24 protein-coding genes are annotated in these 25,829 nt (G+C 68.1%); 19 read left to right on the top strand and 5 right to left on the bottom strand.

Annotated elements, in window-relative coordinates; all coding sequences use genetic code 11:
* Positions 1 to 8 precede the first annotated feature (8 nt).
* A complete protein-coding gene (locus HWW87_RS13245; RefSeq protein WP_174429933.1) occupies positions 9 to 1,067 on the top strand; it encodes an L-idonate 5-dehydrogenase in 1,059 nt (352 codons plus the stop codon).
* Between the two features lie 110 nt (positions 1,068 to 1,177).
* On the opposite strand, the gene HWW87_RS13240 is transcribed toward HWW87_RS13245, so the two are convergent.
* Positions 1,178 to 2,377, bottom strand: coding sequence for an MFS transporter (locus HWW87_RS13240; RefSeq protein WP_175820578.1), 1,200 nt, complete (start codon positions 2,375 to 2,377; stop codon positions 1,178 to 1,180).
* A 313-nt stretch (positions 2,378 to 2,690) separates the two neighbouring features.
* Here HWW87_RS13240 and cynR point away from each other — a divergent pair, with 313 nt between their 5' ends.
* Positions 2,691 to 3,581: a transcriptional regulator CynR gene (gene cynR, locus HWW87_RS13235; RefSeq protein ID WP_175820577.1), complete on the top strand. Its 891-nt coding sequence runs from the start codon at positions 2,691 to 2,693 to the stop codon at positions 3,579 to 3,581.
* A gap of 42 nt (positions 3,582 to 3,623) precedes the next feature.
* Here the strand turns inward: cynR and HWW87_RS13230 are convergent, their stop codons facing one another.
* Positions 3,624 to 4,346, bottom strand: coding sequence for an FCD domain-containing protein (locus tag HWW87_RS13230; protein WP_175820576.1), 723 nt, complete (start codon positions 4,344 to 4,346; stop codon positions 3,624 to 3,626).
* 212 nt (positions 4,347 to 4,558) lie between these two features.
* On the opposite strand from HWW87_RS13230, the gene HWW87_RS13225 reads away from it, so the two are divergent.
* From HWW87_RS13225 to HWW87_RS13215, 3 genes are all read left to right on the top strand, one after another.
* A complete protein-coding gene (locus HWW87_RS13225; protein WP_174386095.1) occupies positions 4,559 to 5,878 on the top strand; it encodes a C4-dicarboxylate transporter DctA in 1,320 nt (439 codons plus the stop codon).
* A 106-nt stretch (positions 5,879 to 5,984) separates the two neighbouring features.
* Positions 5,985 to 6,992 carry an allantoicase gene (gene alc / locus HWW87_RS13220; protein WP_175820575.1) on the top strand — a complete coding sequence of 336 codons (1,008 nt, stop codon included), beginning with the start codon at positions 5,985 to 5,987 and terminating at the stop codon, positions 6,990 to 6,992.
* Between the two features lie 14 nt (positions 6,993 to 7,006).
* On the top strand, positions 7,007 to 7,540 hold the full coding sequence (locus HWW87_RS13215) for an ureidoglycolate lyase (RefSeq protein WP_174429928.1): 534 nt from the start codon (positions 7,007 to 7,009) through the stop codon (positions 7,538 to 7,540).
* A 93-nt stretch (positions 7,541 to 7,633) separates the two neighbouring features.
* Here the strand turns inward: HWW87_RS13215 and fur are convergent, their stop codons facing one another.
* Complete coding sequence (fur, locus tag HWW87_RS13210; RefSeq protein ID WP_034182711.1) at positions 7,634 to 8,062, bottom strand: ferric iron uptake transcriptional regulator; 429 nt, start codon at positions 8,060 to 8,062, stop codon at positions 7,634 to 7,636.
* A gap of 141 nt (positions 8,063 to 8,203) precedes the next feature.
* Between fur and HWW87_RS13205 the strand changes: the two genes are divergently transcribed.
* The 9 genes from HWW87_RS13205 (at position 8,204) to HWW87_RS13165 (ending at position 17,542) form a co-directional block, all read left to right on the top strand.
* Positions 8,204 to 9,010, top strand: coding sequence for an outer membrane protein assembly factor BamE (locus HWW87_RS13205; RefSeq protein WP_175820574.1), 807 nt, complete (start codon positions 8,204 to 8,206; stop codon positions 9,008 to 9,010).
* Between the two features lie 65 nt (positions 9,011 to 9,075).
* The gene (gene dapB / locus HWW87_RS13200; RefSeq protein ID WP_175820573.1) at positions 9,076 to 9,873 is read left to right on the top strand and encodes a 4-hydroxy-tetrahydrodipicolinate reductase; all 798 of its coding nucleotides are present in this window, start codon (positions 9,076 to 9,078) and stop codon (positions 9,871 to 9,873) included.
* Between the two features lie 18 nt (positions 9,874 to 9,891).
* Complete coding sequence (locus HWW87_RS13195; RefSeq protein WP_069616766.1) at positions 9,892 to 10,560, top strand: MotA/TolQ/ExbB proton channel family protein; 669 nt, start codon at positions 9,892 to 9,894, stop codon at positions 10,558 to 10,560.
* 24 nt (positions 10,561 to 10,584) lie between these two features.
* Complete coding sequence (locus tag HWW87_RS13190; RefSeq protein ID WP_175820572.1) at positions 10,585 to 11,040, top strand: biopolymer transporter ExbD; 456 nt, start codon at positions 10,585 to 10,587, stop codon at positions 11,038 to 11,040.
* 293 nt (positions 11,041 to 11,333) lie between these two features.
* On the top strand, positions 11,334 to 13,928 hold the full coding sequence (gene leuS, locus HWW87_RS13185) for a leucine--tRNA ligase (RefSeq protein ID WP_175820571.1): 2,595 nt from the start codon (positions 11,334 to 11,336) through the stop codon (positions 13,926 to 13,928).
* Between the two features lie 38 nt (positions 13,929 to 13,966).
* Complete coding sequence (lptE, locus tag HWW87_RS13180; RefSeq protein ID WP_174429924.1) at positions 13,967 to 14,518, top strand: LPS assembly lipoprotein LptE; 552 nt, start codon at positions 13,967 to 13,969, stop codon at positions 14,516 to 14,518.
* Positions 14,519 to 14,536: 18 nt separating this feature from the next.
* Complete coding sequence (gene holA / locus HWW87_RS13175) at positions 14,537 to 15,631, top strand: DNA polymerase III subunit delta (RefSeq protein WP_175820570.1); 1,095 nt, start codon at positions 14,537 to 14,539, stop codon at positions 15,629 to 15,631.
* Between the two features lie 199 nt (positions 15,632 to 15,830).
* On the top strand, positions 15,831 to 17,102 hold the full coding sequence (locus HWW87_RS13170; RefSeq protein WP_175820569.1) for a glutamate-5-semialdehyde dehydrogenase: 1,272 nt from the start codon (positions 15,831 to 15,833) through the stop codon (positions 17,100 to 17,102).
* Between the two features lie 17 nt (positions 17,103 to 17,119).
* Positions 17,120 to 17,542 carry a CopD family protein gene (locus HWW87_RS13165; RefSeq protein ID WP_128841871.1) on the top strand — a complete coding sequence of 141 codons (423 nt, stop codon included), beginning with the start codon at positions 17,120 to 17,122 and terminating at the stop codon, positions 17,540 to 17,542.
* Between the two features lie 94 nt (positions 17,543 to 17,636).
* Here HWW87_RS13165 and HWW87_RS13160 read toward each other — a convergent pair whose 3' ends face one another.
* Positions 17,637 to 18,485, bottom strand: coding sequence for a MurR/RpiR family transcriptional regulator (locus HWW87_RS13160; RefSeq protein ID WP_126359737.1), 849 nt, complete (start codon positions 18,483 to 18,485; stop codon positions 17,637 to 17,639).
* Between the two features lie 294 nt (positions 18,486 to 18,779).
* Here HWW87_RS13160 and edd point away from each other — a divergent pair, with 294 nt between their 5' ends.
* The 4 genes from edd to HWW87_RS13140 all read left to right on the top strand — a co-directional run bounded on the left by edd (position 18,780) and on the right by HWW87_RS13140 (position 23,378).
* A complete protein-coding gene (gene edd / locus HWW87_RS13155; protein WP_174386082.1) occupies positions 18,780 to 20,636 on the top strand; it encodes a phosphogluconate dehydratase in 1,857 nt (618 codons plus the stop codon).
* Positions 20,637 to 20,655: 19 nt separating this feature from the next.
* The gene (gene eda, locus HWW87_RS13150) at positions 20,656 to 21,282 is read left to right on the top strand and encodes a bifunctional 4-hydroxy-2-oxoglutarate aldolase/2-dehydro-3-deoxy-phosphogluconate aldolase (protein WP_011544577.1); all 627 of its coding nucleotides are present in this window, start codon (positions 20,656 to 20,658) and stop codon (positions 21,280 to 21,282) included.
* A gap of 217 nt (positions 21,283 to 21,499) precedes the next feature.
* A complete protein-coding gene (locus HWW87_RS13145) occupies positions 21,500 to 22,861 on the top strand; it encodes a GntP family permease (RefSeq protein ID WP_174429920.1) in 1,362 nt (453 codons plus the stop codon).
* Between the two features lie 13 nt (positions 22,862 to 22,874).
* Complete coding sequence (locus HWW87_RS13140; RefSeq protein WP_175820568.1) at positions 22,875 to 23,378, top strand: gluconokinase; 504 nt, start codon at positions 22,875 to 22,877, stop codon at positions 23,376 to 23,378.
* 70 nt (positions 23,379 to 23,448) lie between these two features.
* On the opposite strand, the gene HWW87_RS13135 is transcribed toward HWW87_RS13140, so the two are convergent.
* A complete protein-coding gene (locus HWW87_RS13135) occupies positions 23,449 to 24,096 on the bottom strand; it encodes a TetR/AcrR family transcriptional regulator C-terminal domain-containing protein (RefSeq protein ID WP_175820567.1) in 648 nt (215 codons plus the stop codon).
* Positions 24,097 to 24,371: 275 nt separating this feature from the next.
* On the opposite strand from HWW87_RS13135, the gene HWW87_RS13130 reads away from it, so the two are divergent.
* Positions 24,372 to 25,793: an FAD-dependent oxidoreductase gene (locus HWW87_RS13130; RefSeq protein ID WP_175820566.1), complete on the top strand. Its 1,422-nt coding sequence runs from the start codon at positions 24,372 to 24,374 to the stop codon at positions 25,791 to 25,793.
* Positions 25,794 to 25,829: the final 36 nt, after the last annotated feature.

Genomic DNA, 25,829 nt, shown 5'->3' with positions numbered 1-25,829 from the left:
AGCGTGTCATGCGTATGCGTTGCATGTGTGTCGTGATCCACGGGCCGAACGACCTGCGGGTCGAGGAGCAGGACGCGGGCGAGATCGGCCCGGGCCAGGTGCGCGTCGACGTCGCGATGGGCGGCATCTGCGGCTCCGATCTGCATTACTTCCGGCATGGCGGCTTCGGCGCGATCCGGCTGCAGCAGCCGATGGTGCTCGGCCACGAGGTCGCCGGCACGGTCGCGGAAGTGGCGCCAGACGTAACGTCGGTGAAGGTCGGCGATCGCGTCGCGGTCAATCCGAGCCGGCCGTGCGGCGCGTGCCGCTACTGTCTCGAAGGACTGCCGAACCAGTGTCTCGACATGCGCTTCTATGGCAGCGCGATGCGGATGCCGCACGTGCAGGGCGCGTTCCGCAATGCGCTCGTGTGCGACGCGGTGCAGTGCGTGAAGGTCGCCGAGCACGTGCCGCTGTCGCTCGCGGCGCTCGCCGAGCCGTTCGCGGTCGGGCTGCATGCGGTGTCGCGCGCGGGCCCGCTGATCGGCAAGCGCGTACTCGTGTCGGGTTGCGGGCCGATCGGCGTGCTGGCGGTCGCGGCGGCGCGCGTGCACGGCGCGGCGGAGATCGTCGCGACCGACGTCGTCGACGCGCCGCTGGAAGTCGCGCGCGCGCTCGGCGCGGACCGCACGATCAACGCGGCGGCCGATGCCGGCTGGGTCGAGCGCTACAGCGCCGACAAGGGCACGTTCGACGTGATGATCGAGTGTTCGGGCAATGCGCGCGCGCTGCGCGACGGGCTGGACGTGATGCGTCCGCGCGGCGTCGTCGTGCAGCTCGGGCTCGGCGGCGACGTGAGCCTGCCGCAGAACGTCGTGGTCGCGAAGGAGCTGTCGATCTGCGGCTCGTTCCGCTTCCACGCAGAATTCGCGCTGGCGGTGCAGCTGATCAACGCGGGGCGCGTCGACCTGCGGCCGGCCGTCACGCGCGTGTTCCCGATGCGCGATGCGAACCTCGCGTTCGAACTGGCGGGCGATCGCCAGCGTGCGATGAAGGTGCTAATCGATTTCGCGAACGAGGCCGCGTGACGGGGCGGCGCTAGCGCGTCGCGACGGCAGCGGCGCCCTTGGCAAAAAAGGCACGCCCGCGATGCGCGGCGCGTGCCTTTTTCGTCGCGCAGCGAAAACGAACTACCGCATCACTGCGTGACCTGCCGCGCGCCGATGCGCTGCGACGCGAGCCACAGCGCGATCAGCACGCCCGACAGCGCGGCACCGGCGACGCACACGCCGCGCCAGCCGTCGAGGCCGTACGCGACGCTCGCCGCGAACGAGCCGAGCGCGCCGCCGATGAAGTAGCTCGTCAGGTAGATCGTCGTCACGCGGCTGCGCGCTTGGCCGGCGAGCGCATAGATCACGCTCTGGTTCGAGATGTGCATGCCCTGCACGCCGACGTCGAGCAGCAGGATGCCCGCGATCAGCGCCGCGAGCGAATGCGAGCCGGTCGCGATCAGCGCAAACGATCCAAGTACGGCCGCCGCGAACAGGCCGGTGGCTGCATTGCCGTGACCGCGATCGACCAGCCGGCCGGCCGACGTCGCCGCGAGCGCGCCGACCGCGCCGACGATCCCGAACAGGCCGATCCGTCCTTCGGAATAGCTGTACGGCGGCTGGCTCAGCAGGAACGTGAGGCCCGTCCACAGCAGGCTGAAGCACGCGAACACGAGCGCGCCGTAGGTCGAGCGCAGCGCGATCAGCGGCTGCGCGCGCACCAGCGCGACGAGCGACTTCATCAGCGCCGCATAGTCGACGCGCGCGTCGCGGCGATCCTTCGGCAGCTTCACGGCGAGCACGGCGGTCAGCGCGAGCACCATCACCGCGGCGATGCCGTACACCGCGCGCCAGCCGAACCCGTCGGCGATCGCGCCGGCCGCGACGCGCGCGAGCAGGATGCCGAGCAGGAGCCCGCTCATCACGGTGCCGACCGCGCGGCCGCGCGAGCGCGCATCGGCGAGCGACGCCGCGAACGGCACGAGCAGCTGCGTCGAACAGGTGACGAAGCCGACCGCGACGTTCGCGACGACGAACATCGTGAAGTTCGTGCTGAACGTGACCGCGGCCAGCGCGACGACGTTGAGCATCAGCAGCCGCACGATCAGCGTATGGCGATTGACCGCGTCGCCGAGCGGGACGATCAGCAGCAGGCTGGCCGCATAGCCGAGCTGCGTCAGCGTGACGAGATAGCCGAGCTCGGTCGGCGCGCGCCCGAAGCTGTGCGCGATCGCGGCGAGCAGCGGCTGTGCGTAATAGATGTTGCCGATGACGATGCCGCACGCGCACGCGAACAGCAGCGTCATGCCGCGGGTGAGGGGAGGGTGGTTGTCGTGATGCGGTTCCATGGTCGCGAAAAACGGCGGCGCCGGCCGGCGGCACGGGGCCGTCGGCTGCGCGGGGTGACGGAAATCGGGGGCCGGCGTCGACGGATCGGCGGTGAGCCGATGCGCGCCGGGCGGATCGCGGCCGGGCCCGGATCGGGCGGGCGGCGGATCGCCGTGCGGCGGGCAGAGGCAGGGCGGGCCCGGGCGTGCCGCTCCGGTGCGGCGACAGCGGCGCTGCACGGAAGCGGATGTGCGTATGATGCGGAAATCGACCCATAGCGTCCAAGACTGGATCGTTATGGTTCCTATTGGCAAAACCAATACGTTGGCCGCGATGCTTCTCCGCCACATCCGCTATTTCCTGGCCGTCGCCGACGAGCGCAGTTTCACGCGCGCGGCCGATGCGCTGCACGTATCGCAGCCGACGCTGTCGCAGCAGGTCCGCCAGCTCGAGGAAACGCTCGGCGTGCAGTTGTTCGACCGTTCGGGCCGCACGGTGCGGCTCACCGAATTCGGCGAGGTCTATGCGCGCCATGCGCGCGCCGCACTGCACGCGCTGGATACCGGGCAGCGCGCGCTGCACGACGTCGCCGATCTCGGCAGCGGCTCGCTGCGTCTCGCGATGATGCCGACCTTAGCGGCCTACCTGAGCGGCTCGCTGATCGACGCGTTCCATGCCGACCATCCGAACGTCGCGCTGACGATCGATGCGATGCCGCAGGCACGCATCGAGGCACTGCTCGCCGACGACCAGCTCGACGCCGGCTTCGCGTTCATGCCGCCGCGCGCGCCGGACATCGACGCGCTGCCGCTGTGGGACGAGTCGCTCGCACTGGTGACGGGCCGCACGCACCGCCTCGCGCGCCGTCGCCGCGCGCTCACGCCGGCCGAACTCGGCGGCGAGCCGCTGGTGCTGCTGAGCCGCGCGTTCGCGACGCGCGAGCGCATCGACCGGTATTTCGTCGAGCATGGCGCGCGGCCGTTGATCGCGATCGAGACGAATACGGTCAGCGCGGTGCTGGAGCTCGTGCGGCGCGGTCGGCTCGCGACGGTGCTGCCCGACGCGGTCGCGCGCGAGCGCGGCGACCTGTGCGCGCTGGAGCTCGATCCGCCGCTGCCGACGCGCACGGCCGCGCTGCTCACGCGCAAGGGCGCGTACCGCAGCGTCGCGGCGCGCGCATTCATCGAGCGCGTGCTCGCGTATCGCGATCCGTCGGAACGGTGACCGGGACGGCCGGGCGGAAGTGAGGGCGGCGGCGCGGGAGGATTACGCGCCGGGCGTCGGGAAGAAGACGCCCGCGCGCTGCGCGGCGTTCGCGATGTGCGTTTCGATCGCGGTGCCGGCGGCGGCCGCATCGCGCGCGATCAGCGCGTCGACGATCGCGCGGTGCTCGTGCCACGTCGACAGCAGCAGTTCGCGCCGGTAGAACGGCATGCGCTGGCTTTCCTTCATGATGTCCGCGCTGCTGCGCAGGATGGACTCGATCGCCGCGTTGCCGGCCAGATGGATGATCCGCATGTGGAAGTCGAAGTCGAGCCGCGATGCTTCATCGAGCGCGTTCTCCGTCAGCGCGACGTGCAGGTCGGCGAGATTGTCCTCGAACCACGCGATGTCTTCGTCGCTGACCACGCGCGCGGCCATCCGCGCGGCGAAGCCTTCGAGCGCATAGCGCATCTGGTAGGTGTCGGGCGGCGACGACTGCTCGGCGAATTGCCACGCATGCGCGGCCGATGCCTGCGCGCTTTCGACGTACACGCCCTTGCCCGCGCGGATGCGCAGCATCCCGAGCGCCTCGAGCGTCGACAGCGCCTCGCGCAGCGACGCGCGGCTGATCTCCAGCTCCTCGGAGAGCTGGCGCTGGGCCGGCAGCAGGCTGCCGACCGGGTACACGCCTGTCTCGATCCGGTCGCGGATCGTCGCAATGGCGGTGTCGGTCACGGTATGCGGAACATTTTTCATGGTGTGAACGATGGCCGGTCTGACCGGCATTGTAATCCGCACGCAGGCGCTGCACGACCGCCTACGGGAAAGCCACGATCCGCCCCCTTTCCGATGCACCGAAAACGCCGGCGAAGGGGCGGGAAATCCCTATTTTGTTGGTTCTTGACGCCACTATATCGGCTTCCTACTATCCACCATAACATCACTGGTCTTACCAGTATGAACAGACGAAACTGCAACCGTTGGATCGGGAGAGCGCCGTGTCGAAATTCTTGAATTCGCTGTTTGGCCGGGTAGTCGTCGCATTAATACTGGGGGTCGCGCTCGGCGCGTTCTTCCCGCATTTCGCCGAGTCGCTGCGTCCGCTCGGGGACGGCTTCCTGAAGCTCATCAAGATGGTCATCGGCCCGATCGTGTTCTGCGTCGTGGTCAGCGGGATGGCCAATGCGGGTGACCTGAAGAAGGTCGGCCGGGTCGGCCTGAAGGCCGTCGTCTACTTCGAGGTGATGACGACGCTCGCGCTCGGCATCGGGCTCGTCCTTGCCTGGGTCACGCGCCCGGGCGTCGGGATGAACATCGACCTGCGCTCGCTCGATGCGGCGTCGCTGTCGACGTACGCGAAGAATGCCGAAAGCCTGAAGGACACGGCCGGCTACCTGATGAAGATCATCCCCGAGACCGCGATCGACGCGTTCGCGAAGGGCGACATCCTGCAGATCCTCGTGTTCGCGGTGCTGTTCGGCTCCGCGCTGTCGCTGCTCGGCGACAAGGCGCAGCGCGTCAACTCGCTGATCGAGGAACTGTCGCACGTGTTCTTCAAGATCATCGGCTTCATCATCAAGCTCGCGCCGCTCGGCGTGCTCGGCGCGATCGCGTTCACGACCGGCAAGTACGGCGTTTCGTCGCTCAAGCAGCTCGGCTACCTGGTCGCGGTGTTCTACCTGAGCTGCTTCGTGTTCGTCACGGTCGTGCTCGGCGTGGTGATGCGGCTCGCGGGCTTCTCGGTGTTCAAGCTGATCCGCTACCTGCGCGAGGAACTGTCGATCGTGCTCGGCACGGCGTCGTCGGACGCGGTGCTGCCGCAGGTGATGAGCAAGCTCGAATACATGGGCATCAAGGATTCGACGGTCGGCCTCGTGATCCCGACCGGCTATTCGTTCAACCTCGACGGCTTCTCGATCTACCTGACGCTCGCGGTGCTGTTCATCGCGCAGGCCACCAACACGCCGCTGTCCACGCACGACCTGATCGTCGTCCTGCTCGTGTCGCTCGTCACGTCGAAGGGCGCGCACGGCATCCCCGGCTCGGCGATCGTGATTCTCGCGGCGACGCTGTCGGCGATTCCCGCGATCCCGGTGCTCGGCCTCGTGCTGATCCTGCCGGTCGACTGGTTCGTCGGCATCGCCCGCGCGCTGACCAACCTGATCGGCAACTGCGTCGCGACGGTGGTGGTCGCGGTGTGGGAGAACGACATCGACCGGGCCCGCGCGAAGCGCGTGCTGAACCGCGAGCTGCGCTACGTGGCCGATGCGCCGGGCAGCGCCGCACCGGTCGCCGGCGACCAGGCTCACGCACTCTGAACACGACGCTCGCGCGGCGCGGCTTCCCCGGCCGCACCGCGCGACCGAACTTCATGCGACCGGCGCGCTGACGCCCCGGCGCTTCTCAAAAAATAATGGAGACGACATGGCAGCCCCCATCCTCGATCCGAACGCGCCGGCTTTCACGCGGCGCTACATGAACCTCGCCGACCCGCGCCTGGGCGCGCAGGCGCTCTTCGCCAGCGATGAATTCTTCGCGCCGAAGGAGCGCATGCTCAATCCGGAGCCTGCCGTGTTCATTCCCGGCAAGTACGACGACCACGGCAAGTGGATGGACGGCTGGGAAACCCGCCGCAAGCGCACGACCGGCCATGACTTCTGCGTGGTCCGGCTCGCGCGGCCGGGCGTGATTTTCGGCGTCGATCTCGATACGAGCCACTTCACCGGCAACTTTCCGCCGGCCGCATCGATCGAGGCCTGCGCGGTGGACGGCGACACGCCGCCGGACGACGCCGCATGGCGCACGATCGTCCCCGCGACGACGCTGCAGGGCAATTCGCATCACTACGTGAGCGTCGACGATGCGCAGCCGGTCACGCACCTGCGCGTGAACCTGTATCCGGACGGCGGGCTCGCGCGGCTGCGCGTGTACGGCCAGCCGCAGCGCGACTGGCGCCACGTGCCGGCCGGCGAACTCGTCGATCTCGCGGCGATCGAGAACGGCGGTTATCTCGTGGCCGCGAACAACCAGCACTTCGGCCCGGCCTCGCAGATGCTGATGCCGGGGCGCGGCGCGAACATGGGCGACGGCTGGGAAACGCGGCGCCGCCGCGAGCCCGGCAACGACTGGGCGATCGTCGCGCTCGCGCGGCCGGGCATCATCCGGCGCGTCGAGGTCGATACGGCGTTCTTCAAGGGCAATTTCCCCGACCGCTGTTCGCTGCAGGCCGCGCATGTGACGGGCGGCACCGACGATTCGCTCGTCACGCAGGCGATGTTCTGGGCCGAACTGCTCGGCGAGCAGAAGCTGCAGATGGACCACGTGCATACGTTCGACCAGCTGGCGGCGCTCGGCCCCGTCACGCACGTGCGCTTCAACATCTTCCCGGACGGCGGCGTGTCGCGCCTGCGTCTGTGGGGCGAGCCGGCTTGAAGGAGGGCAGCGGCATGAGCGGAACTCCGATCCTGCGCGTCGAGCGCCTGACCCGCGAAGCGTTCGCGCCGTTCGGCGACGTGATAGCGCTCGAAGGCGCGCGGCATTTCCCGATCAACGGCGGCACGACCGAGCGCTTTCACGATCTCGCGACGATCGACGTCTGCGCGGACGGCGGCCGGCCGCTCGTCAGCGTGTTTCGTGCGCAGCCGCGCGCGCTGCCGGTCGCGGTCACGCTGATGGAGCGTCACCCGCACGGCAGCCAGGCGTTCATCCCGCTCGCGGCGGTGTCGCGCTACGCGATCGTCGTCGCGCCGGCCGGCGAATTCCGGCCCGACGCGATGCGCGCGTTCCTGGCCGAAGGCTGGCAGGGCGTCAATTATGCGAAGGGCGTCTGGCACCATCCGCTGCTCGCGCTCGACGCGGTCAGCGATTTCGTGATCGTCGATCGCGGCGGCCCGCAGCCGAACTGCGACGAGATTCCGCTGGAACGCGCGTGGGCGCTCGATTTCGAGCCGGCCTGCGCGGGCGCCGAAGGGTTTTCGTAAGCATTCCGGGCGCGCGGCACGCGCCCCGAAAAAACAGACGGCCCGGGCGGCGAGATGCCGGCCGGGCCGTGCTGCGTGCGCGGGTGGCGCGATTCAGTGCTTGCGGTGCGGGCAGTTCTCGGTCGTGCACGAACCGTACATCGCGAGCGAATGCTCCTGGAGCCGGAAGCCGCGCTCCTTCGCGATCGCCTGCTGACGGCCCTCGATCTCGGCGTCGAAGAATTCCTCGACGCGGCCGCAATCGAGGCACACGAGGTGGTCGTGGTGCGAACCTTCATTCAGCTCGAACACCGCCTTGCCGGATTCGAAGTTGCTGCGCGAGAGCAGGCCGGCCTGCTCGAACTGCGTGAGCACGCGGTAGACGGTGGCGAGCCCGATGTCGAGCTGCTCGTTGAGCAGGTTGCGGTAGACGTCTTCGGCCGTCAGGTGGCGCACGGGGCTCTGCTGGAAAATCTCGAGAATCTTGAGGCGCGGTAGGGTGGCCTTTAGCCCGATATTCTTGAGATCCGTCGGATTGGTCATGGCTAGGCATCCCTAGAGTACAATGCAGGGCTTCAATGTTACCGGCTTTTCGCCGTTCCAGATATACGCGCGGCCTGCACGTGGGCCAGCACGGTGAAGGAAATGATCCCAGAATCGCTTTCGCACTTTCAGAGGAGTCGCATGCGGAGTGCCATCATCGCTGCCGCCGCCGTTGTCGCGCTGGCGGGTTGTTCGTCGTACGACAGCGTGACGCAGCGCATCGCGCAGAGCATCACGCCGTATCGGATCACCGTCGTGCAAGGCAACTTCGTGTCGCAGGAGAAAGCCGCACAGTTGCAGGTCGGCATGACGCGCGAGCAGGTCCGCGCGCTGCTCGGCACGCCGCTGCTGGCGGACATGTTCCACGCGGATCGCTGGGATTACCTCTTCTATTTCAAGCGCGGCTCGACGTCGATCGTCCAGCAGCGTGACCTCGTGGTGACCTTCGCGGGCGATCGCGTCGCGAGCTGGACCGGCGCCGACAACCTGCCGTCCGAGCTCGATCTGCTGGCCGACATCGACGGCGACCGCGGCGGCAAGAAGGCGAAGGCCGCTGCCGCGGCGAAGAAGGCTTCCGAAGCCGCCGCCGCCGCGAGCGCCGCAAGCGCCGCGCAGGCTGCCGCTGCCGCGAGCCCGTCCGCCGAGCCGGCGTCCGGCGCGGTGGTCGACCAGGATGCGAACGCCCAGGCGGCACGCGCGGCGAACCGCGCGACCAACCAGGTGTCGGGGCAGGGTTCGGGTTCGCGCCGGTTCACGCCGGCCGCGCAGGCCTCGGGCGGCGCGCCGGTGCCGGGCGGGCAGCCGCCGGGCGCCGCGCCGGCGATCCAGCCGCAGTTCCAGTTCCATCGTCCGCCGCAGCCGAACGTGTCGAACGAGGCATCGCCGCCGGTCGGCCCGCAAGGCTCGGACAACCTGCAGAACCAGCCGCTCACCGCACCGGCGCAGTAAGCGGCCGGCGTGCGGAAACGGGGCGGCATGCGCCGCCCGCCTTTAGACCTGTCGTGTAGAAAGCCATGAAGATTGCGATTGCCGGCGCATCGGGCCGAATGGGCCGGATGCTGATCGAAGCCGTTCTCAACGATGCCGCCGCGCAGCTCGTCGGCGCGCTCGACCGCGCCGGTTCGCCGTTCCTCGGCCAGGACGCCGGTGCGTTCCTCGGCAAGGACACCGGGATCAAGCTGACCGACGACCTCGACGCCGTGTTCGCGCAGGCCGACACCCTGATCGATTTCACGCGTCCGGAAGGCACGATGGCCCACCTCGAGGCCGCGCTGCGCCACGACGTGAAGCTCGTGATCGGCACGACCGGCTTCACCGCCGAGCAGAAGGCCGAACTGCAGGCCGCGGCTGGCAAGATCGGCATCGTGTTCGCGGCGAACATGAGCGTCGGCGTGAACGTCACGCTGAAGCTGCTCGAATTCGCGGCGCAGCATTTCTCGCACGGCTACGACATCGAGATCATCGAAGCGCATCACCGCCACAAGGTCGACGCGCCGTCGGGCACCGCGCTGATGATGGGCGAAGCCGTCGCCGGTGCGCTCGGCCGCTCGCTCGACGATTGCGCGGTGTACGGCCGCCACGGCGTGACGGGCGAGCGCGATCCGTCGTCGATCGGCTTTGCCGCGGTGCGCGGCGGCGACATCGTCGGCGACCACACCGTGCTGTTCGCCGGGATCGGCGAGCGCATCGAGATCACGCACAAGTCGTCGAGCCGCGTGTCGTACGCGCAGGGCGCGTTGCGCGCGGCCCGCTTCCTGTCGGCGCGCGGCGCCGGCCTGTTCGACATGCAGGACGTGCTCGGCCTGCGCTGACCCCACGAGGAAACTCCGATGGCGATTCCCACCGGCGTTGTCCACTACCTCGAAAGCGGCGATGCGATCACGCATGCCGTCTCCTATGTGCTGCTGGCGATGTCCGTCGCCAGCTGGTGCTTCCTCTTGATGAAAGCGTGGCTGCTGGTCCGCGCGAAGCGGCAGGGGCCGCGCGCGCTCGCCGCGTTCTGGCGCGCGCCGTCGCTCGACGCGGGTATCGCCGCGCTCGCCGGCGCCGATCGCGAGCGCGTGTTCGTGCCGCTCGCCGAAGCCGCGCGCGACGCGGCCGACGACCACGACCCCGCCGCGCTGGCCGCGCGCGTCGAGCGCGGCGAACGCGTGCTGCGCGCGTTGCGTCATGCGATGCTGCGTTCGCAGCGGCGCCTCGAATTCGGCCAGGTGCTGCTCGCATCGATCGGCAGCACCGCGCCGTTCGTCGGGCTGCTCGGCACCGTGTGGGGCATCTATCACGCGCTCGGCAGCATTGCCGCGAGCGGGCAGGCGCAGATCGAGAACGTCGCGGGGCCGGTCGGCGAGGCGCTGATCATGACCGCGTTCGGGCTGGTCGTCGCGATTCCCGCGGTGCTCGCGTACAACATCCTCGGCCGGCTCGTCCGGCAGCTCGCCGAGGAACTCGACGGCTTCGCACGCGATCTGCACGTATTCGTGTGCGCGCAGGGCGCCTGACGCGCCGGCTCCGGAGGAACGACCATGGCATTCGGCGGGCTCGAGCACCACAAGACGTCCGCGCCGATGGCGGAGATCAACATGACGCCGCTGATCGACGTGATGCTCGTGCTGCTCGTCATCTTCATCATCACCGCGCCGCTGATGACGCACGCGATCCGGCTCGACCTGCCGAAGGTCGCGGCCAGCGTCGCGCGCGACACGCCGCAATCCGTCACGCTGTCGATCGACGACGCGGGCAAGCTCTACTGGGACGACGCGCCTGTGGCGCTCGACGCGCTGCCCGCGCGTTTCCGGGCGGCCGCCGCGGGCGCCGCGCCGCCCGAGCTGCGGCTGCGCGCGTCGCGCGCGACCCGCTACGACGTGATCGCGCAGGTGATGGGCGCTGCGCAGGCCGCGGGCCTCACGCGGATCGGCTTCGTGACCGACGTGCCGCCGGCCGGTGGCGCCGCGCCGGCCGCTGCCGGCGCGAAACCCTGATGCGCCGGCGAACCGCTGCGTGGATCATCAGGCAAGTTCGCGCCCGCCGTGGGATCGGGCCGCGCGCCGCAAGACCGGCCGGATGGGCCGGCGCTGACGGTATAATCACCGTTTTCCCCGGTTGGCAGGTTTTTTCCAGGTAACCCGGAATTTTCCAGGTAACCCGGAAAATATCCGGAAACCCCGAACAGGTCCCGCAACAGCGAACCTGCAGCGCCGCCGGGCACGCACGATTTCGATCCAATCCTGCGCGCGCGCCGTCGCGCCGCTTAAAGCCTAGCCCGAACCACACCATGCACGAGAGATACGTACCCGCCGACGTCGAAGCCGCCGCCCAGGGCGACTGGCGCGCAGCCGATGCCTACAAGACGAAGGAAGATTCGCAGAAGCCGAAGTTCTACTGCGTATCGATGCTGCCGTACCCGTCCGGCAAGCTGCACATGGGTCACGTGCGCAACTACACGATCAACGACGTGATGTACCGCTATCTGCGGATGAACGGCTACAACACGCTGATGCCGATGGGCTGGGATGCATTCGGGATGCCGGCCGAGAACGCCGCGATGGCGAACGGCGTGCCGCCCGCGAAGTGGACCTACGACAACATCGACTACATGAAGGGCCAGATGCAGTCGATGGGCCTCGCGATCGACTGGTCGCGCGAGATCGCGACGTGCAAGCCCGACTACTACAAGTGGAACCAGTGGCTGTTCCTGAAGATGCTCGAGAAGGGCATCGCGTACAAGAAGACGGGCACCGTGAACTGGGACCCTGTCGACCAGACCGTGCTCGCGAACGAGCAGGTGATCGACGGCCGCGGCTGGCGCTCGGGCGCGCTCGTCGAGAAGCGCGAGATCCCGATGTACTACCTGCGCATCACGCAGTACGCGGATGAGCTGCTGAACGACCTCGACGGCCTCGGCTGGCCCGAGCGCGTGAAGATCATGCAGCAGAACTGGATCGGCAAGAGCTTCGGCGTGAACTTCGGCTTCCCGTACGAACTCGACGGCGAGCAGAAGCTGCTGCGCGTGTTCACGACGCGCGCCGACACGATCATGGGCGTCACGTTCTGCGCGGTCGCGGCCGAGCACCCGCTCGCCACGCGCCTCGCGCAAGGCAAGCCGGAACTGCTCGCGTTCATCGAAGAATGCAAGCGCGGCGGCGTCGCCGAGGCCGACGTCGCGACGATGGAGAAGAAGGGCGTCGCGACCGGCTTCTCGGTCAAGCACCCGCTGACCGGCGAGCCGGTCGAGGTGTGGATCGGCAACTACGTGCTGATGAGCTATGGCGAAGGCGCGGTGATGGGCGTGCCGGGCCACGACGAGCGCGATTTCGCGTTCGCGAAGAAATACGATCTGCCGATCAAGCAGGTGATCGCGAGCGAAGGGCAGACGTACTCGCTCGACGCATGGCAGGAGTGGTACGGCGACAAGGACACCGCGGTCTGCGTGAACAGCGGCAAGTACGACGGCCTGCGCTATGCGGAAGCGGTCGACGCGGTCGCCGCCGACCTGAAGGCCGGCGGTTTCGGCGACAAGCAGGTCACGTGGCGCCTGCGCGACTGGGGCGTGTCGCGCCAGCGCTACTGGGGCACGCCGATCCCGATCATCCACTGCCCGTCGTGCGGCGACGTGCCGGTGCCGGAGCAGGACCTGCCCGTCGTGCTGCCGGAAGACCTCGTGCCGGACGGCTCGGGCAACCCGCTCGCGAAGTCCGAAGCGTTCCTGAACTGCACGTGCCCGACATGCGGCGCGGCGGCGAAGCGCGAAACCGACACGATGGACACCTTCGTCGATTCGTCGTGGTACTTCTCGCGCTACACGGCGCCGGACGCCGAGACGATGGTCGACGCGCGCACCGACTACTGGATGCCGATGGATCAGTACATCGGCGGCATCGAGCACGCGATCCTGCACCTGCTGTATTCGCGCTTCTGGACCAAGGTGATGCGCGACCTCGGCCTCGTGAAGTTCGGCGAGCCGGCGAAGAACCTGCTCACGCAGGGGATGGTGCTGAACGAGACGTACTACCGCGAAGACGCGGCGGGCAAGAAGACCTGGTACAACCCGCTCGACGTGACGGTCACGCACGACGACAAGGGCCGCCCGGTCGGCGCGACGCTGAATGCGGACGGCCAGCCGGTCGTGCTCGGCGGCATCGAGAAGATGTCGAAGTCGAAGAACAACGGCGTCGATCCGCAACTGCTGATCGACCAGTACGGCGCCGATACCGCGCGCCTGTTCACGATGTTCGCGGCGCCGCCCGAGCAGCAGCTCGAGTGGTCGGGCGCGGGCGTCGAGGGCGCGAGCCGCTTCCTGCGCCGCGTGTGGAGCTTCGGCGCCGGCAACCGCGAAGCGCTCGCCGTGCGCGCGGGCTTCGATGCCGCCGCGCTCGGCGACGCCGACAAGGCGCTGCGCCGCGAGATCTACAGCGTGCTGAAGCAGGCCGATTTCGACTACCAGCGCCTGCAGTACAACACGGTCGTGTCGGCCGCGATGAAGATGCTGAACGCGATCGACGGCGCGAAGGGCGCGACGCCCGCCGTGCTGCGCGAGACGTACGGCGTGCTGCTGCGCGTGCTGTACCCGGTCGTGCCGCACGCCACGTTCGAGCTGTGGAAGGCGCTCGGCTACGCGGACGAATTCGGCCCGCTGCTCGATGCGCCGTGGCCGAAGGTCGACGAGGCCGCGCTCGAGCAGGCCGAGATCGAACTCGTGCTGCAGGTGAACGGCAAGGTGCGCGGCGCGCTGAAGGTCGCGAAGGACGCGAGCCGCGACGCGATCGAAGCGGCGGCGGTGGCCGACGAGGCATTCGCGAAATTCAGCGACGGCAAGCCGGCGAAGAAGATCGTCGTCGTGCCGGGCCGCCTCGTGAACATCGTCGTCTGACGGCCGCCGGCCGTCGGACGTACCCAGAAGGAGCGAAGGTGATCCGCAGATCGTTTTTGATGCTCGTCGGCAGCGCGGTCGTGCTGTCGGCATGCGGCTTCCAGTTGCGCGGCCAGCAGGACTACGCGTTCAAGCAGCTGTTCGTGGCCGGTGCGCCGGCGCCCGTCGAGGCGCGGCTCACGCGCCTCGTCCAGGCCGGCAGCGACACGAAGATCGTCAAGTCGGCGGACGACGCCGACGCCGTGCTGCGCATGTGGGAGTCGCGTGGCCAGAACACGCTGACGCTCAACAAGTACGGCTCCGCGCAGGAATACGCGCTGTTCTACACGCTGAACTACACGCTGACGAGCAAGGACGGCACCGTGCTGATCCCGCCGAGCGCGATCGCGCTGAACCGCGCGATGACGTACAGCGACCAGTACACGAACGCGAAGGCGCAGGAAGCCGACATCCTGTACGGCGACATGCAGAACGACGCGGTCGACCAGCTGATGCGGCGTCTCGCGATCGTTCATTCGCTGACGCCGGCGCCGGAGGACGTGGTGCCGGGCGTGGCGCCGCGCGCGCCGCTGCCGCCGCCGCCGCTCTGATCGCGGGCGCACGCAGCGATGCAATTGCGACTTGATGCGCTGGAGCCGCACCTCGCGAAGGGGTTGGCCGGGCTCTATACCGTCTACGGCGACGAGCCGCTGCTCGCGCAGGAAGCGTGCGACCGCATTCGTGCGGCCGCGCGCGCGGCCGGCTTCACCGAGCGTTCGGTGCATACGGTCGAGCGCGGCTTCGACTGGAGCGTGCTGCTCGGCGCGACCCAGGCGATGTCGCTGTTCGGCGAGCGCCAGCTGATCGAGCTGCGCATTCCGTCGGGCAAGCCCGGCAAGGAAGGCGCCGATGCGCTGAAGACGCTCGCGGCCACGCCCAATCCGGACGCACTGATGCTCGTCACGTTGCCGCGCCTCGACGCGGCCACGCAGAAATCCGCATGGTTTACCGCGCTGCAGAACGGCGGTGTCGCGCTGAAGATCGATCCGGTCGACCGTGCGCAACTGCCGAACTGGATCGGCCAGCGCCTGTCGATGCAGGGCCAGCGCGTCGCATCTGGCGACGACGGGCGCCGCGCGCTGCAGTTCATCGCGGAGCGCGTCGAGGGCAACCTGCTCGCCGCGCACCAGGAAATCCAGAAGCTCGGGCTGCTGTATCCGCAGGGCGCGCTGTCGTTCGAGCAGGTGCACGACGCGGTGCTGAACGTCGCGCGCTACGACGTATTCAAGCTGAACGAAGCGATGCTCGCCGGCGACGCCGCGCGGCTCGCGCGGATGATCGACGGGCTGAAGGGCGAGGGCGAGGCGATCGTGCTCGTGATGTGGGCCGTCGTCGAGGAACTGCGCACGCTGCTGCGGATCAAGCGCGGCACGACGGCCGGCAAGCCGCTCGCGACGCTGCTGCGCGAGAACCGCGTGTGGGGTCCGCGCGAGCGGTTGATCGCGCCCGCGCTGAACCGCGTGTCGGAGGCGGTGCTCGAACAGGCGCTCGCGTTCGCCGCGAAGCTCGACCGGCAGGTCAAGGGGCTCACGGCCGTCGTGCCGGGCCGCCGCACGCAGGACGAACCGCCGCCCGACCCGTGGGACGGGCTGTTCCAGCTCGCGATGACGGTCGCGGGCGCCCGCGGCGAGCGACCGCCGACCGCGGGTCGCGTGCGACGCTAAGTCCCGTTCGGGCCTTCAGCGCGCACTGCGCAACCCGCTTACAATGTTTCGATGACCGGGGCGCCGCCCTACGCGGCGCGGCCTTGCGGCCGCCGCCCCGCACGGATGGCCGTCCACCCGGATAGCCGTTCCGGATGGCCGCCCCACGCTTCCCCACGAATTCATGCCGCTCCGCGCGGCTCGCTTCTCGAGTCACACGATGGATATCGATCAGTACATGACCGACCTGGGCCGTCGCGCCCGGCACGCTTCCCGCGCGATGGCGCGCGCCAGCACGGCCGCGAAGAACGCGGCGCTCGATGCCGTGGCCCGCGCGATCGAGCGCGACGCGCAGGCGCTGAAGGACGCGAATGCACGCGATGTCGTCCGCGCCCGTGAAAAGGGGCTCGATGCGGCGTTCATCGACCGCCTGACGCTGTCGGACAAGGCGCTGAACACGATGGTCGAAGGGCTGCGCCAGGTTGCGTCGCTGGCCGATCCGATCGGCGAGATCGGCAACCTGAAGTTCCGCCCGAGCGGGATCCAGGTCGGCCAGATGCGCGTGCCGCTCGGTGTGATCGGCATCATCTACGAGTCGCGCCCGAACGTGACGATCGACGCGGCCGCGCTGTGCCTGAAGTCGGGCAACGCGACGATCCTGCGCGGCGGCTCCGAGGCGCTCGAGTCGAACGCGGCGCTCGCGAAGCTGATCGGTGAAGGGCTCGAGGCGGCCGGGCTGCCGCAGGACGCGGTGCAGGTCGTCGCGACGGCCGATCGCGCGGCGGTCGGCAAGCTGATCACGATGACCGAATACGTCGACGTGATCGTGCCGCGCGGCGGCAAGAGCCTGATCGAACGGCTGATCAACGAGGCGCGCGTGCCGATGATCAAGCACCTCGACGGCATCTGCCACGTATACGTCGACGATCGCGCCGATCTCGACAAGGCGCTGACCGTCTGCGACAACGCGAAGACGCACCGCTACGGCACCTGCAACACGATGGAGACGCTGCTCGTATCCAGCGGCATCGCGGCGAAGCTGCTGCCGCCGCTCGGCAAGCTGTATCGCGACAAGCAGGTCGAGCTGCGCGTCGACGCGGCCGCACGCGCGGTGCTCGCCGACGCGGGCGTCGGCCCGCTCGTCGACGCGACCGAGGAAGACTGGCACACCGAGTATCTCGCGCCGGTGCTCGCGATCAAGGTCGTCGACGGCCTCGACGCCGCGATCGAGCACATCAACCATTACGGCTCGCATCACACGGATGCGATCGTCACCGAGGATCACGACCGCGCGATGCGGTTCCTGCGCGAAGTCGATTCGGCGAGCGTGATGGTCAACGCGTCGACGCGCTTCGCGGACGGTTTCGAATTCGGCCTCGGCGCGGAAATCGGCATCTCGAACGACAAGCTGCACGCACGCGGCCCGGTCGGCCTGGAAGGGCTCACGTCGCTGAAGTACGTGGTGCTCGGGCACGGCGAAGGCCGTCAGTAAAGCGAGGCGCACCACCAATGGCAATGCTCTGGGTCAAGACGTTCCATGTCGTTCTGATCGCCGCGTGGTTCGCGGGGCTGTTCTACCTGCCGCGCATCTACGTGAACCTGGCCATGGAGACCGATCCGGCCGCGGTGCGGCGCCTGCTGCTGATGGCGCGCAAGCTGTTCCGCTTCATGACGATGATCGCGGTGCCCGCGCTTGCCTGCGGGCTGTGGCTGTGGCTCGTGATCGGCATCGGGCAGGGGCAGGGCTGGATCCATGCGAAGGTGACGGTCGTGCTGCTGCTCGTGATCTACCACGCGTATTGCGGGCACCTGCTGCGGGTGTTCGAGCGCGGCGAGAACCGCCGCACCGACAAGTGGTATCGCGTGTTCAACGAGCTGCCGGTGCTCGGCATGCTCGCGGCGGTCGCGCTGGTGGTGATCAAGCCGTTCTGAGCGGCGCGGCCGGTGGCACGTGCCGCCGTCGAATCATGCGCAACGGCGCCCCTCGGGGCGCCGTTGTTCGTTTACGCGCGGCGTTCCGCGACGCCTACTCCTTCGTCGGGTCGTCGATCCGGCGCCGCGTGATCGCTTCCTTCGCGCGGCCGACGCGCTCCATCAGCGCCGGCCCGCGCGACAGCGCGACGCCGACCGCGAGGATGTCGCCGATCGCGAGATGCGACATCCGCGACGTCATCGGCGAGAACACGTCCGTTTCCTCGGCGACGTTCGACGCGAGGCTGACCGTCGCGAGCTTCGCGAGCGGCGAATGGCTCTGCGTGATCGCGACGACCTTCGCACCGCATGCGAGCGCGGAGCGCGCGGCGTCGACGATGTCGCGCGTGCGGCCGGTGTTCGAGATCGCGACGACGACGTCGTGTGGCCCGAGCAGCGCCGACGACATCGAGAACGTGTGCGGATCCGAATACGCGACGCTCGGCACGCCGAGCCGGAAGAACTTGTGCTGGATGTCCTGCGCGGCGATGCCCGAGCCGCCGGCGCCGTAGAACTCGATCCGCGACGCGTTCGACAGCAGCGCGATCGCGTCGGCGACGCTGCCCGCGGACAGGCTGTTGCGCACCTCGATCAGCGCGCCGATCGTGCGGTCGAACACCTTGCCGATGATGCCGGGCGCCGGTTCGTCGGGCTCGACGTCGCGGTACACCGACGACACGCCCGGCGCGACGCTCTGCGCGAGCCGGATCTTGAATTCGCGAAAGCCGCTGCAGCCGAGCGCCTGGCAGAAGCGCGCGATGGTCGGCTGGCTGACGCCCGCGCGGGTCGACAGCTCGGTCATCGCGAGGTCGAGCACCTCGCGCGGTGCGGCGAGAATGTAGTCGGCGAGCTTGCGCTCGGACGGGCGCAGCTCGGCGCGGATCGCTTCAATGCGAGGCAGCATGGGACGGCACGTGGAAATCGGGTTCGGATGAGGGAGTGTATCGCAATCGAATTGTAGAAAATCTACATGAAAATGCTAGCGAAAGTGCGAGGGTTTCGGCGTGGGGTCAACAAGGTGGATTAGGGTTTTCACTGATTACAGCCTTGCTGGTGGCGGGAATGAGGGTTGCGAGCGAGTCGATCCGCATTGCATGCTTGTAGTTTTTCTACTAGACTGCCTTCGTTCGATCGACGAAGCTCGACCGTCCCCACGATTCCAACCGCCGGTGTCGGCCGGCATACAGGAGCGCCCAGCATGACGTCGCTGCACCCCACTCTGGCGAAGGTCACCGAACGCGTGATCGCCCGCAGCCAATCGACCCGTTCCGCCTATCTGCAGCGCATCGACGGCGCGCAAGGCAAGTTCCCGGCACGCGGCGCGCTGTCGTGCGCGAACCTCGCGCACGGCTTCGCGGGCCTCGAGGGCAACGACAAGTTCGCGATCAAGGCGATCCGCGAGCCGAATATCGGCATCGTGTCCTCGTACAACGAGATGCTGTCCGCGCACGCGCCGTACAAGGATTTCCCCGAGATCATCAAGGCGGCCGCGCGCGAGAACGGCGGCGTTGCGCAGTTCGCGGGCGGCGTGCCGGCGATGTGCGACGGCGTCACGCAGGGCAACCCGGGGATGGAGCTGTCGCTGTTCTCGCGCGAAGCGATCGCGATGGGTACCGCGATCGCGCTCACGCACAACATGTTCGACGCGGCGCTCTGCCTCGGCATCTGCGACAAGATCGTGCCGGGCCTGCTGATCGGCGCGCTGCAGTTCGGCCACCTGCCGACGATCTTCGTGCCGGCCGGCCCGATGACGAGCGGCCTGTCGAACGACGACAAGGCGAAGATCCGCCAGCAGTTCGCGACCGGCCAGGTCGGCCGCGACGCGCTGCTCGAAGCCGAATCGGCCGCGTATCACGGCCACGGCACCTGCACGTTCTACGGCACCGCGAACAGCAACCAGATGCTGATGGAGCTGATGGGGCTGCACCTGCCGGGCTCGGCATTCGTTCACCCGCATACGCCGCTGCGCACCGCGCTGACGGCCGAGGCCGCGCGCCGCGTGCTCGACCTGACCGTCGAGCGCGGCCACTACACGCCGATCGGCCATGTGATCGACGAAAAGGCGATCGTCAACGGGATCGTCGCGCTGCTCGCGACGGGCGGCTCGACCAACCACACGCTGCACCTCGTCGCGATCGCGCGCGCGGCCGGCATCCTGATCGACTGGAACGACTTCGACGAGCTGTCGGCGGTCGTGCCGCTGCTCGCGAAGATCTATCCGAACGGCAAGGCCGACGTGAACCATTTCCACGCGGCCGGCGGTGTCGCGTTCCTGGTACGCAACCTGCTCGAAGGCGGGTTGCTGCACGAGGACGTGACGACGGTCGCCGGCAAGGGGCTCGCGCACTACACGAAGGAGCCGAAGCTGATCGACGGCAAGCTGACGTGGGTCGATGGCGCGGCCGAGAGCCACGACACGAAGGTGCTGCGCGGCATTCGCGACCCGTTCCAGCCGGACGGCGGCCTGCGCCTGATGCAGGGCCGGCTCGGCCGCGGCGTGATCAAGATTTCGGCGGTCGCGCCGGAGCACCGCAAGGTGACGGCGCCCGCGATCGTGTTCGACTCGCAGGAAGCCGTGCAGGAAGCGTTCGATCGCGGCGAGCTGAAGCGCGATTTCGTCGCGGTGGTGCGCTTCCAGGGCGCACGCGCTAACGGCATGCCCGAGCTGCACCGTTTGACGCCGCTGCTCGGCGTGCTGCAGGATCAGGGCTTCCATGTCGCGCTGGTGACCGACGGCCGCATGTCGGGCGCGTCGGGCAAGGTGCCGGCCGTGATCCACGTGTCGCCGGAAGCGCTGCTGGCCGGCCCGCTCGGCAAGGTGAAGACGGGCGATACGCTCGTGATCGACGCGGAAGCCGGCGTGCTCGACATCGAGGTCGACGACGCCGAGTGGCACGCGCGCCCGGTCGCGCAGCCGCAGCACCAGGCCGAGAACGAAGTCGGTTTCGGGCGCGAACTGTTCGGCGTGTTCCGCGCGGCCGCGGCGCCGGCCGAGCAGGGCGCATCGGTTTTCGGGACGCTGATCGGCGAAACGGCCGTCAGCGTCGCCGCATGAATTTCAAGGAGCCAATTCAATGAAGACGATTGCTGAAATCGTGAAGCTGGGCCCGGTCATCCCGGTGCTCGCATTCGACTCGGTCGAGCAGGGCGAAAACGTGTCGCGGGCATTGCACGCGGGCGGCGTGAAGGTGCTCGAGATCACGCTGCGCACGCCGGCGGGCCTCGAGGCGATCCAGCGCGCGAGCCAGCTCGCGGACGACATCGTCGTCGGCGTCGGCACGATCACGAAGCCCGAGCACTGCGCGCAGGCGAAGCGCGCGGGCGCGAAGTTCGGCGTGTCGCCGGGCCTGACGAAGGAACTGCATCTCGCGTCGCTCGACGCGGGCCTGCCGCTGCTGCCGGGCGTGATGACGCCGAGCGACATCATCCAGGCGCTCGAATTCGGCTACGACATCGTGAAATTCTTCCCCGCGCAGCAGGCGGGCGGCGTGCCGATGCTGCAGGCGTTCCACGGTCCGTTTCCGGCGCTGAAGTTCTGCCCGACGGGCGGCATCACGGTCGACACCGCGCCAAACTTCCTGAAACTGCCGAACGTCGTGTGCGTCGGCGGCTCGTGGCTCACGCCGAAGGCCGCGCTCGCCGCGCAGGATTGGGCCGAAGTCACGCGCCTCGCGCAAGCGGCGAGCCAACTGCCCCGTTAAGACTTGTACGAAATGACGGTTTGGCCCTCGGAAAGCAAGCGTTAGTGCTTGTTTTACCGAGGGTTTTTGCTGATGGAACCGGTTCTATCCGCGGATCGCAAAGATAAGTAAAATTCAGCGTCCTGACGGGGGGGTACCCCCGTGTTTCGGAGACCTGCATAGCCGGGCATACTCGCAACGACTCGCCCGGTTCGAACAATTCTAGGAGGAGTGCCACATGGGGGCCGTCCAAGGCAGCATGCTGCTCGTATTCACGCTGATCGCGATTGCCGCGCTGATCCTGATGATCGCGCGCTACAAGATCTACCCGTTCCTGGTGCTGATCATCGTTTCGCTCGGCCTCGGTCTCGTCGTCGGCATGCCGATGGACAAGATCGTCAAGTCGTTCGAAACGGGCACCGGCGGCACGCTCGGCCACATTGCGATCGTCGTCGGCCTCGGCACGATGCTCGGCAAGATGATGGCCGAATCGGGCGGCGCCGAACGGATCGCGACCACGCTGATCGACTGGTTCGGTGAAAAGAACATCCACTGGGCGATGATGTTCGTCGCGATCATCGTCGGCCTGCCGGTGTTCTTCGAAGTCGGCTTCGTGCTGCTGATCCCGATCGCGTTCAACGTCGCGAAGCGCACCGGCAAGTCGCTGCTCGTCGTCGGCCTGCCGATGGTGGCCGGCCTGTCGGTCGTGCACGGGCTGATCCCGCCGCACCCGGCCGCGCTGCTGGCCGTCCAGCAATACGGCGCCGATATCGGCAAGACGATCGCCTTCGGCCTGATCGTCGGCGTGCCGACCGCGATCATCGCGGGCCCGCTGTTCGCGCTGATGATCTCGAAGTTCGTGAAGCTGCCGGAAAACAACCCGCTCGCATCGCAGTTCGTCGATACGCACACGGACGGTCGCAAGCGCGAACTGCCGAGCTTCGGCATCACGCTGTTCACGATCCTGCTGCCCGTCGTGCTGATGCTCGTCGGCAGCTGGGCCGATCTCGTGTTCGCGCCGAAGTCGCTGCCGAACAACCTGCTGCGCTTTGCCGGCAACTCGGACGTCGCGCTGCTGATCGCCGTGCTCGTGAGCTTCTTCACGTTCGGCAAGCTGCAGGGCTTCAACCGCGACCAGATCCAGAAGTTCTGCGGCGAGTGCCTGGCACCGATCGCCGGGATCACGCTGATCGTCGGCGCGGGCGGCGGCTTCGGCGGCGTCCTGCGCGAGAGCGGGATCTCGCAGCAGATCGTCGAGACCGCGAAGCACGCGCATCTGTCGCCGCTGCTGCTCGGCTGGTTCGTCGCGGCGCTGATGCGTCTCGCGACGGGTTCGGCGACGGTCGCGATGACGACGGCCTGCGGCATCGTCGCGCCGATCGCGGCGGCGGCCGGCACGACGGCCCGCCCGGAACTGCTGGTGCTCGCGACGGGCTCGGGCTCGCTGATCTTCTCGCACGTGAACGACGGCGGTTTCTGGCTGATCAAGGAATATTTCGGGATGACGGTCGGCCAGACGTTCAAGACCTGGTCGCTGCTTGAAACCATCATCTCGGTGCTCGGTCTGAGCTTTACGCTGCTGCTGAGCCTGGTTCTGTAACAAGGGGTAGTCAATGATTCTGATCGCAATGGGCGTGTCGGGCGCGGGCAAGTCGCTGATCGGCGAAATGCTGGCGGAACGCCTGTCGTGCAGCTATACCGATGGCGACGCGTTTCACAGCGCGGCGAACAAGGAAAAGATGCACCACGGCATTCCGCTGACCGATGAAGACCGCTGGCCGTGGCTGCGCACGATTCGCGCGGCCATCGAGGAAAAGCAGCGCGCGGGCAAAACCGCCGTGTTCACGTGCTCGTCGCTGAAGCGCTCGTACCGCGACGTGCTGCGCGGCACCGATACCGACGTGCGGTTCGTGTATCTGAAGGGCACGTTCGAGGTATTGCACGAGCGCCTGAAGAGCCGCACCGGCCATTTCTTCGATCCGTCGCTGCTGAAGAGCCAGCTCGACACGCTCGAGGAGCCGGGCCCGGACGAAGCAATCGAGGTCAGCATCGAGCTGACGCCCGAGCAGATCGTCGATCAGGTCATGCTGAAGATCGGCCTCGCGCACCCGCACTGAGCGCGGTTCGCGGTCATCGTGATGGAAAAGGCGCCTTCGGGCGCCTTTTTCGTTGGTGATGCGTACGCCGTCAGGCCGCGCGGGCGCGTTGGGCGATGCCGTCGAGCAGCACGTCGAGCATCGTGTCGTGCACGACGGCCGGATCGAGCTGCGCGTAGAGCGGGGCGGCCGATTTGACGAGCGGGTGCGCGGTATCGGACAGCGCGTGCATCTCCGCGAGCTCGACGTCGTTCGCGGGCCGCGTGAGGCCGCCGGCCTCGGCGGCGGCGAGTCCGATCACGCTCGCGTACCAGCCGACGCATACCGACGGCAGCGCCGCGCGCGGGATGCCGGCGTCGGTCAGTGCGCGATGCACGGCCTCGATGTGCGCGAGATCGGCCGGCCCCGTGCTCATGTGCCGCTGCAGCAGCGCGAACGCGGCGGGATAGCGCAGCGCGAGCGCGCGGTATTGGCGCGCGAGGTCGCGCAGCCGTTCGCGCCACGGCTGCGACGGGTCGACCGGCACGAGCGAGCGCGACAGCGCATTCGCGATCGCGCGGCTCAGGCCATCCTTCGACTTGAAGTGATACAGCACGCTCATCGGGTCGCAGCCGACCGATTGCGCGAGCTTGCGCACGCTGAACGCGGCTTCGCCGACGTCTTCGAGCAGCGCGAGCGCGGCCGCGACGATCGCGTCCTTGTCGAGGCCGCGCGGGCCTTGGGCGGGTTTGTCTTTCATCGAGGCGGGCTGGCAGGCCGGCACGGCGCCGGCTGTAAACTTGACGAAAGCTTATTCTACACCGTAGAATTATTTCTGCGGTGTAGAAATTGGGTGTCCCGGCACCTTTCAAGACGTGCTTTCGCACAGTCCGGGATCCAGGCGGCACGAGCGTGCTCGCCGTCAACACGGGCCATCGCGCCCCTTTTCTCGTTGACACCCATGTGGAACCGGCTGCCCCACCCGCGAAGCCAGAAGGCTCATCGACAGGCGGCCAAGACCATGCAAGTGCAATCATGAATTCCAATCACCCACCCCTGATCCAGGGCGAAGCGCGTTTCGGGCAAACGCAACTGAACATCGAAAAAGACAACTGGAACTGGTGCGATCCGGCCCGCTACGACGGCGAGCGTCCGGCCAACTGGTATGAGGCGTCGTTGTCGCGCCACGCAAACACCGCGCCGCTCGCGCACGACGCCGTCTGCGACGTGCTCGTGATCGGCGCGGGCCTGCTCGGCGCATCGGCCGCGCTGCATCTCGCGGAAGCGGGTGTCGACACGATCCTCGTCGACAAGCATCACGTCGGCTCGGCCGCATCGGGCCGCAACGGCGGGCAACTGACGCCCGGCCTCGCGCGCTGGGAAGCCGCCGACATGATCGAGAACCTGTCGCACGACGATGCGAAGCGGCTGTGGCGCTTCGCGTCGGCCGAGTCGATGGGCCTGATCGACGAGATCGGCGCGCGTTACGCGCTCGATCTCGACCGCAAGCGCGGCCACATCACGGCGGCGGTTCACCCCGGTCACATGAGCGCGCTGCTCGACGGCGCGGATGCGCGCCGCTATCTCGGCGATGCGGGCGTGACGCTCGTCGGCCGCCATCAGCTGCACGACGAATACGTGCGCTCGGGGCTGTATCACGGCGCGGCGATCGACGCGACCGGCGGCCAGATCCATCCGCTCGCGCTGGTGCGCGGCCTCGTGCACGGCTTCCGGCTGAACGGCGGCGCGCTGTTCGAGGGCACCGAGGTGCTCGAGCTCGACGAGACGCCCGCGGGCGTCGTCGCGACGACGCCGGGCGGCACGATCACCGCCCGCCGCGGCGTCGTGCTCGCGCTGCACAACACGACGTTCCGGCTGCTCGACGACGGTGCCGCGATAACGGTGCCGTTCTTTACCTACGTGAGCGTGACGGCGCCGCTCGACGTCGATGTCGCGACGCTGATGCCGGCCGGCATGCCGGTGTACGACACGCAGTTCCAGATCGACTACTACCGGCCGGTGCGCGGCAACCGCCTGCTGTTCGGCGGGCAGGGTACCGGCAGCTGCTGGGCGCAGCCCGACGTCAACGCGTATCTGCTGACGCGGCTGAACACGGTGTTTCCGCAGGCCGACGGCAGCTTCGCGCTCGACTACTGCTGGAGCGGCGTCAGCGACTTCACGCTGAACGGCGCCACCGACAGCCGCAAGACCGACGGCCGCGTGCCGATGTACATGGTGCAGGGCTGGAGCGGCCACGGCGTCGCGCAGACGGTGCGGATCGGCAAGGCGATCTGCGACGATTTCGTCGGCCGCAACGACGATTTCTCGATGCTCACGGGCATCGACCATCGCGCGATTCCGCTCGGCCGGCAGTTGTCGCCGATCGCAATTCCGGCCGCAAAGGCGGCGATGAGCGTGATGAGCGCGCTGAATCCGGGACGGATGATCTCGTTCTGACCGGCAGAAAAGCAAAAAGCCCGATGCGAAGCAATT

This window comes from Burkholderia sp. BCC0419, assembly GCF_902830285.1.
GTDB lineage: Bacteria > Pseudomonadota > Gammaproteobacteria > Burkholderiales > Burkholderiaceae > Burkholderia.
This window is presented reverse-complemented; position numbering and strand designations above follow the sequence as displayed.

Excerpts from the sequence above, each read along its gene's own strand:
- HWW87_RS13215 (WP_174429928.1), top strand. The coding sequence starts at position 7,007 with ATGAGCGGAACTCCGATCCTGCGCGTCGAGCGCCTGACCCGCGAAGCG.
- leuS (WP_175820571.1), top strand. The coding sequence starts at position 11,334 with ATGCACGAGAGATACGTACCCGCCGACGTCGAAGCCGCCGCCCAGGGC.
- edd (WP_174386082.1), top strand. The coding sequence starts at position 18,780 with ATGACGTCGCTGCACCCCACTCTGGCGAAGGTCACCGAACGCGTGATC.
- HWW87_RS13170 (WP_175820569.1), top strand. The coding sequence starts at position 15,831 with ATGGATATCGATCAGTACATGACCGACCTGGGCCGTCGCGCCCGGCAC.
- HWW87_RS13190 (WP_175820572.1), top strand. The coding sequence starts at position 10,585 with ATGGCATTCGGCGGGCTCGAGCACCACAAGACGTCCGCGCCGATGGCG.
- eda (WP_011544577.1), top strand. The coding sequence starts at position 20,656 with ATGAAGACGATTGCTGAAATCGTGAAGCTGGGCCCGGTCATCCCGGTG.
- holA (WP_175820570.1), top strand. The coding sequence starts at position 14,537 with ATGCAATTGCGACTTGATGCGCTGGAGCCGCACCTCGCGAAGGGGTTG.
- cynR (WP_175820577.1), top strand. The coding sequence starts at position 2,691 with ATGCTTCTCCGCCACATCCGCTATTTCCTGGCCGTCGCCGACGAGCGC.
- HWW87_RS13135 (WP_175820567.1), bottom strand. The coding sequence starts at position 24,096 with ATGAAAGACAAACCCGCCCAAGGCCCGCGCGGCCTCGACAAGGACGCG.
- HWW87_RS13165 (WP_128841871.1), top strand. The coding sequence starts at position 17,120 with ATGGCAATGCTCTGGGTCAAGACGTTCCATGTCGTTCTGATCGCCGCG.
- HWW87_RS13205 (WP_175820574.1), top strand. The coding sequence starts at position 8,204 with ATGCGGAGTGCCATCATCGCTGCCGCCGCCGTTGTCGCGCTGGCGGGT.
- HWW87_RS13145 (WP_174429920.1), top strand. The coding sequence starts at position 21,500 with ATGGGGGCCGTCCAAGGCAGCATGCTGCTCGTATTCACGCTGATCGCG.
- HWW87_RS13140 (WP_175820568.1), top strand. The coding sequence starts at position 22,875 with ATGATTCTGATCGCAATGGGCGTGTCGGGCGCGGGCAAGTCGCTGATC.
- HWW87_RS13245 (WP_174429933.1), top strand. The coding sequence starts at position 9 with ATGCGTATGCGTTGCATGTGTGTCGTGATCCACGGGCCGAACGACCTG.
- HWW87_RS13130 (WP_175820566.1), top strand. The coding sequence starts at position 24,372 with ATGAATTCCAATCACCCACCCCTGATCCAGGGCGAAGCGCGTTTCGGG.
- HWW87_RS13160 (WP_126359737.1), bottom strand. The coding sequence starts at position 18,485 with ATGCTGCCTCGCATTGAAGCGATCCGCGCCGAGCTGCGCCCGTCCGAG.
- HWW87_RS13240 (WP_175820578.1), bottom strand. The coding sequence starts at position 2,377 with ATGGAACCGCATCACGACAACCACCCTCCCCTCACCCGCGGCATGACG.
- HWW87_RS13230 (WP_175820576.1), bottom strand. The coding sequence starts at position 4,346 with ATGCCGGTCAGACCGGCCATCGTTCACACCATGAAAAATGTTCCGCAT.
- fur (WP_034182711.1), bottom strand. The coding sequence starts at position 8,062 with ATGACCAATCCGACGGATCTCAAGAATATCGGGCTAAAGGCCACCCTA.
- alc (WP_175820575.1), top strand. The coding sequence starts at position 5,985 with ATGGCAGCCCCCATCCTCGATCCGAACGCGCCGGCTTTCACGCGGCGC.
- HWW87_RS13195 (WP_069616766.1), top strand. The coding sequence starts at position 9,892 with ATGGCGATTCCCACCGGCGTTGTCCACTACCTCGAAAGCGGCGATGCG.
- dapB (WP_175820573.1), top strand. The coding sequence starts at position 9,076 with ATGAAGATTGCGATTGCCGGCGCATCGGGCCGAATGGGCCGGATGCTG.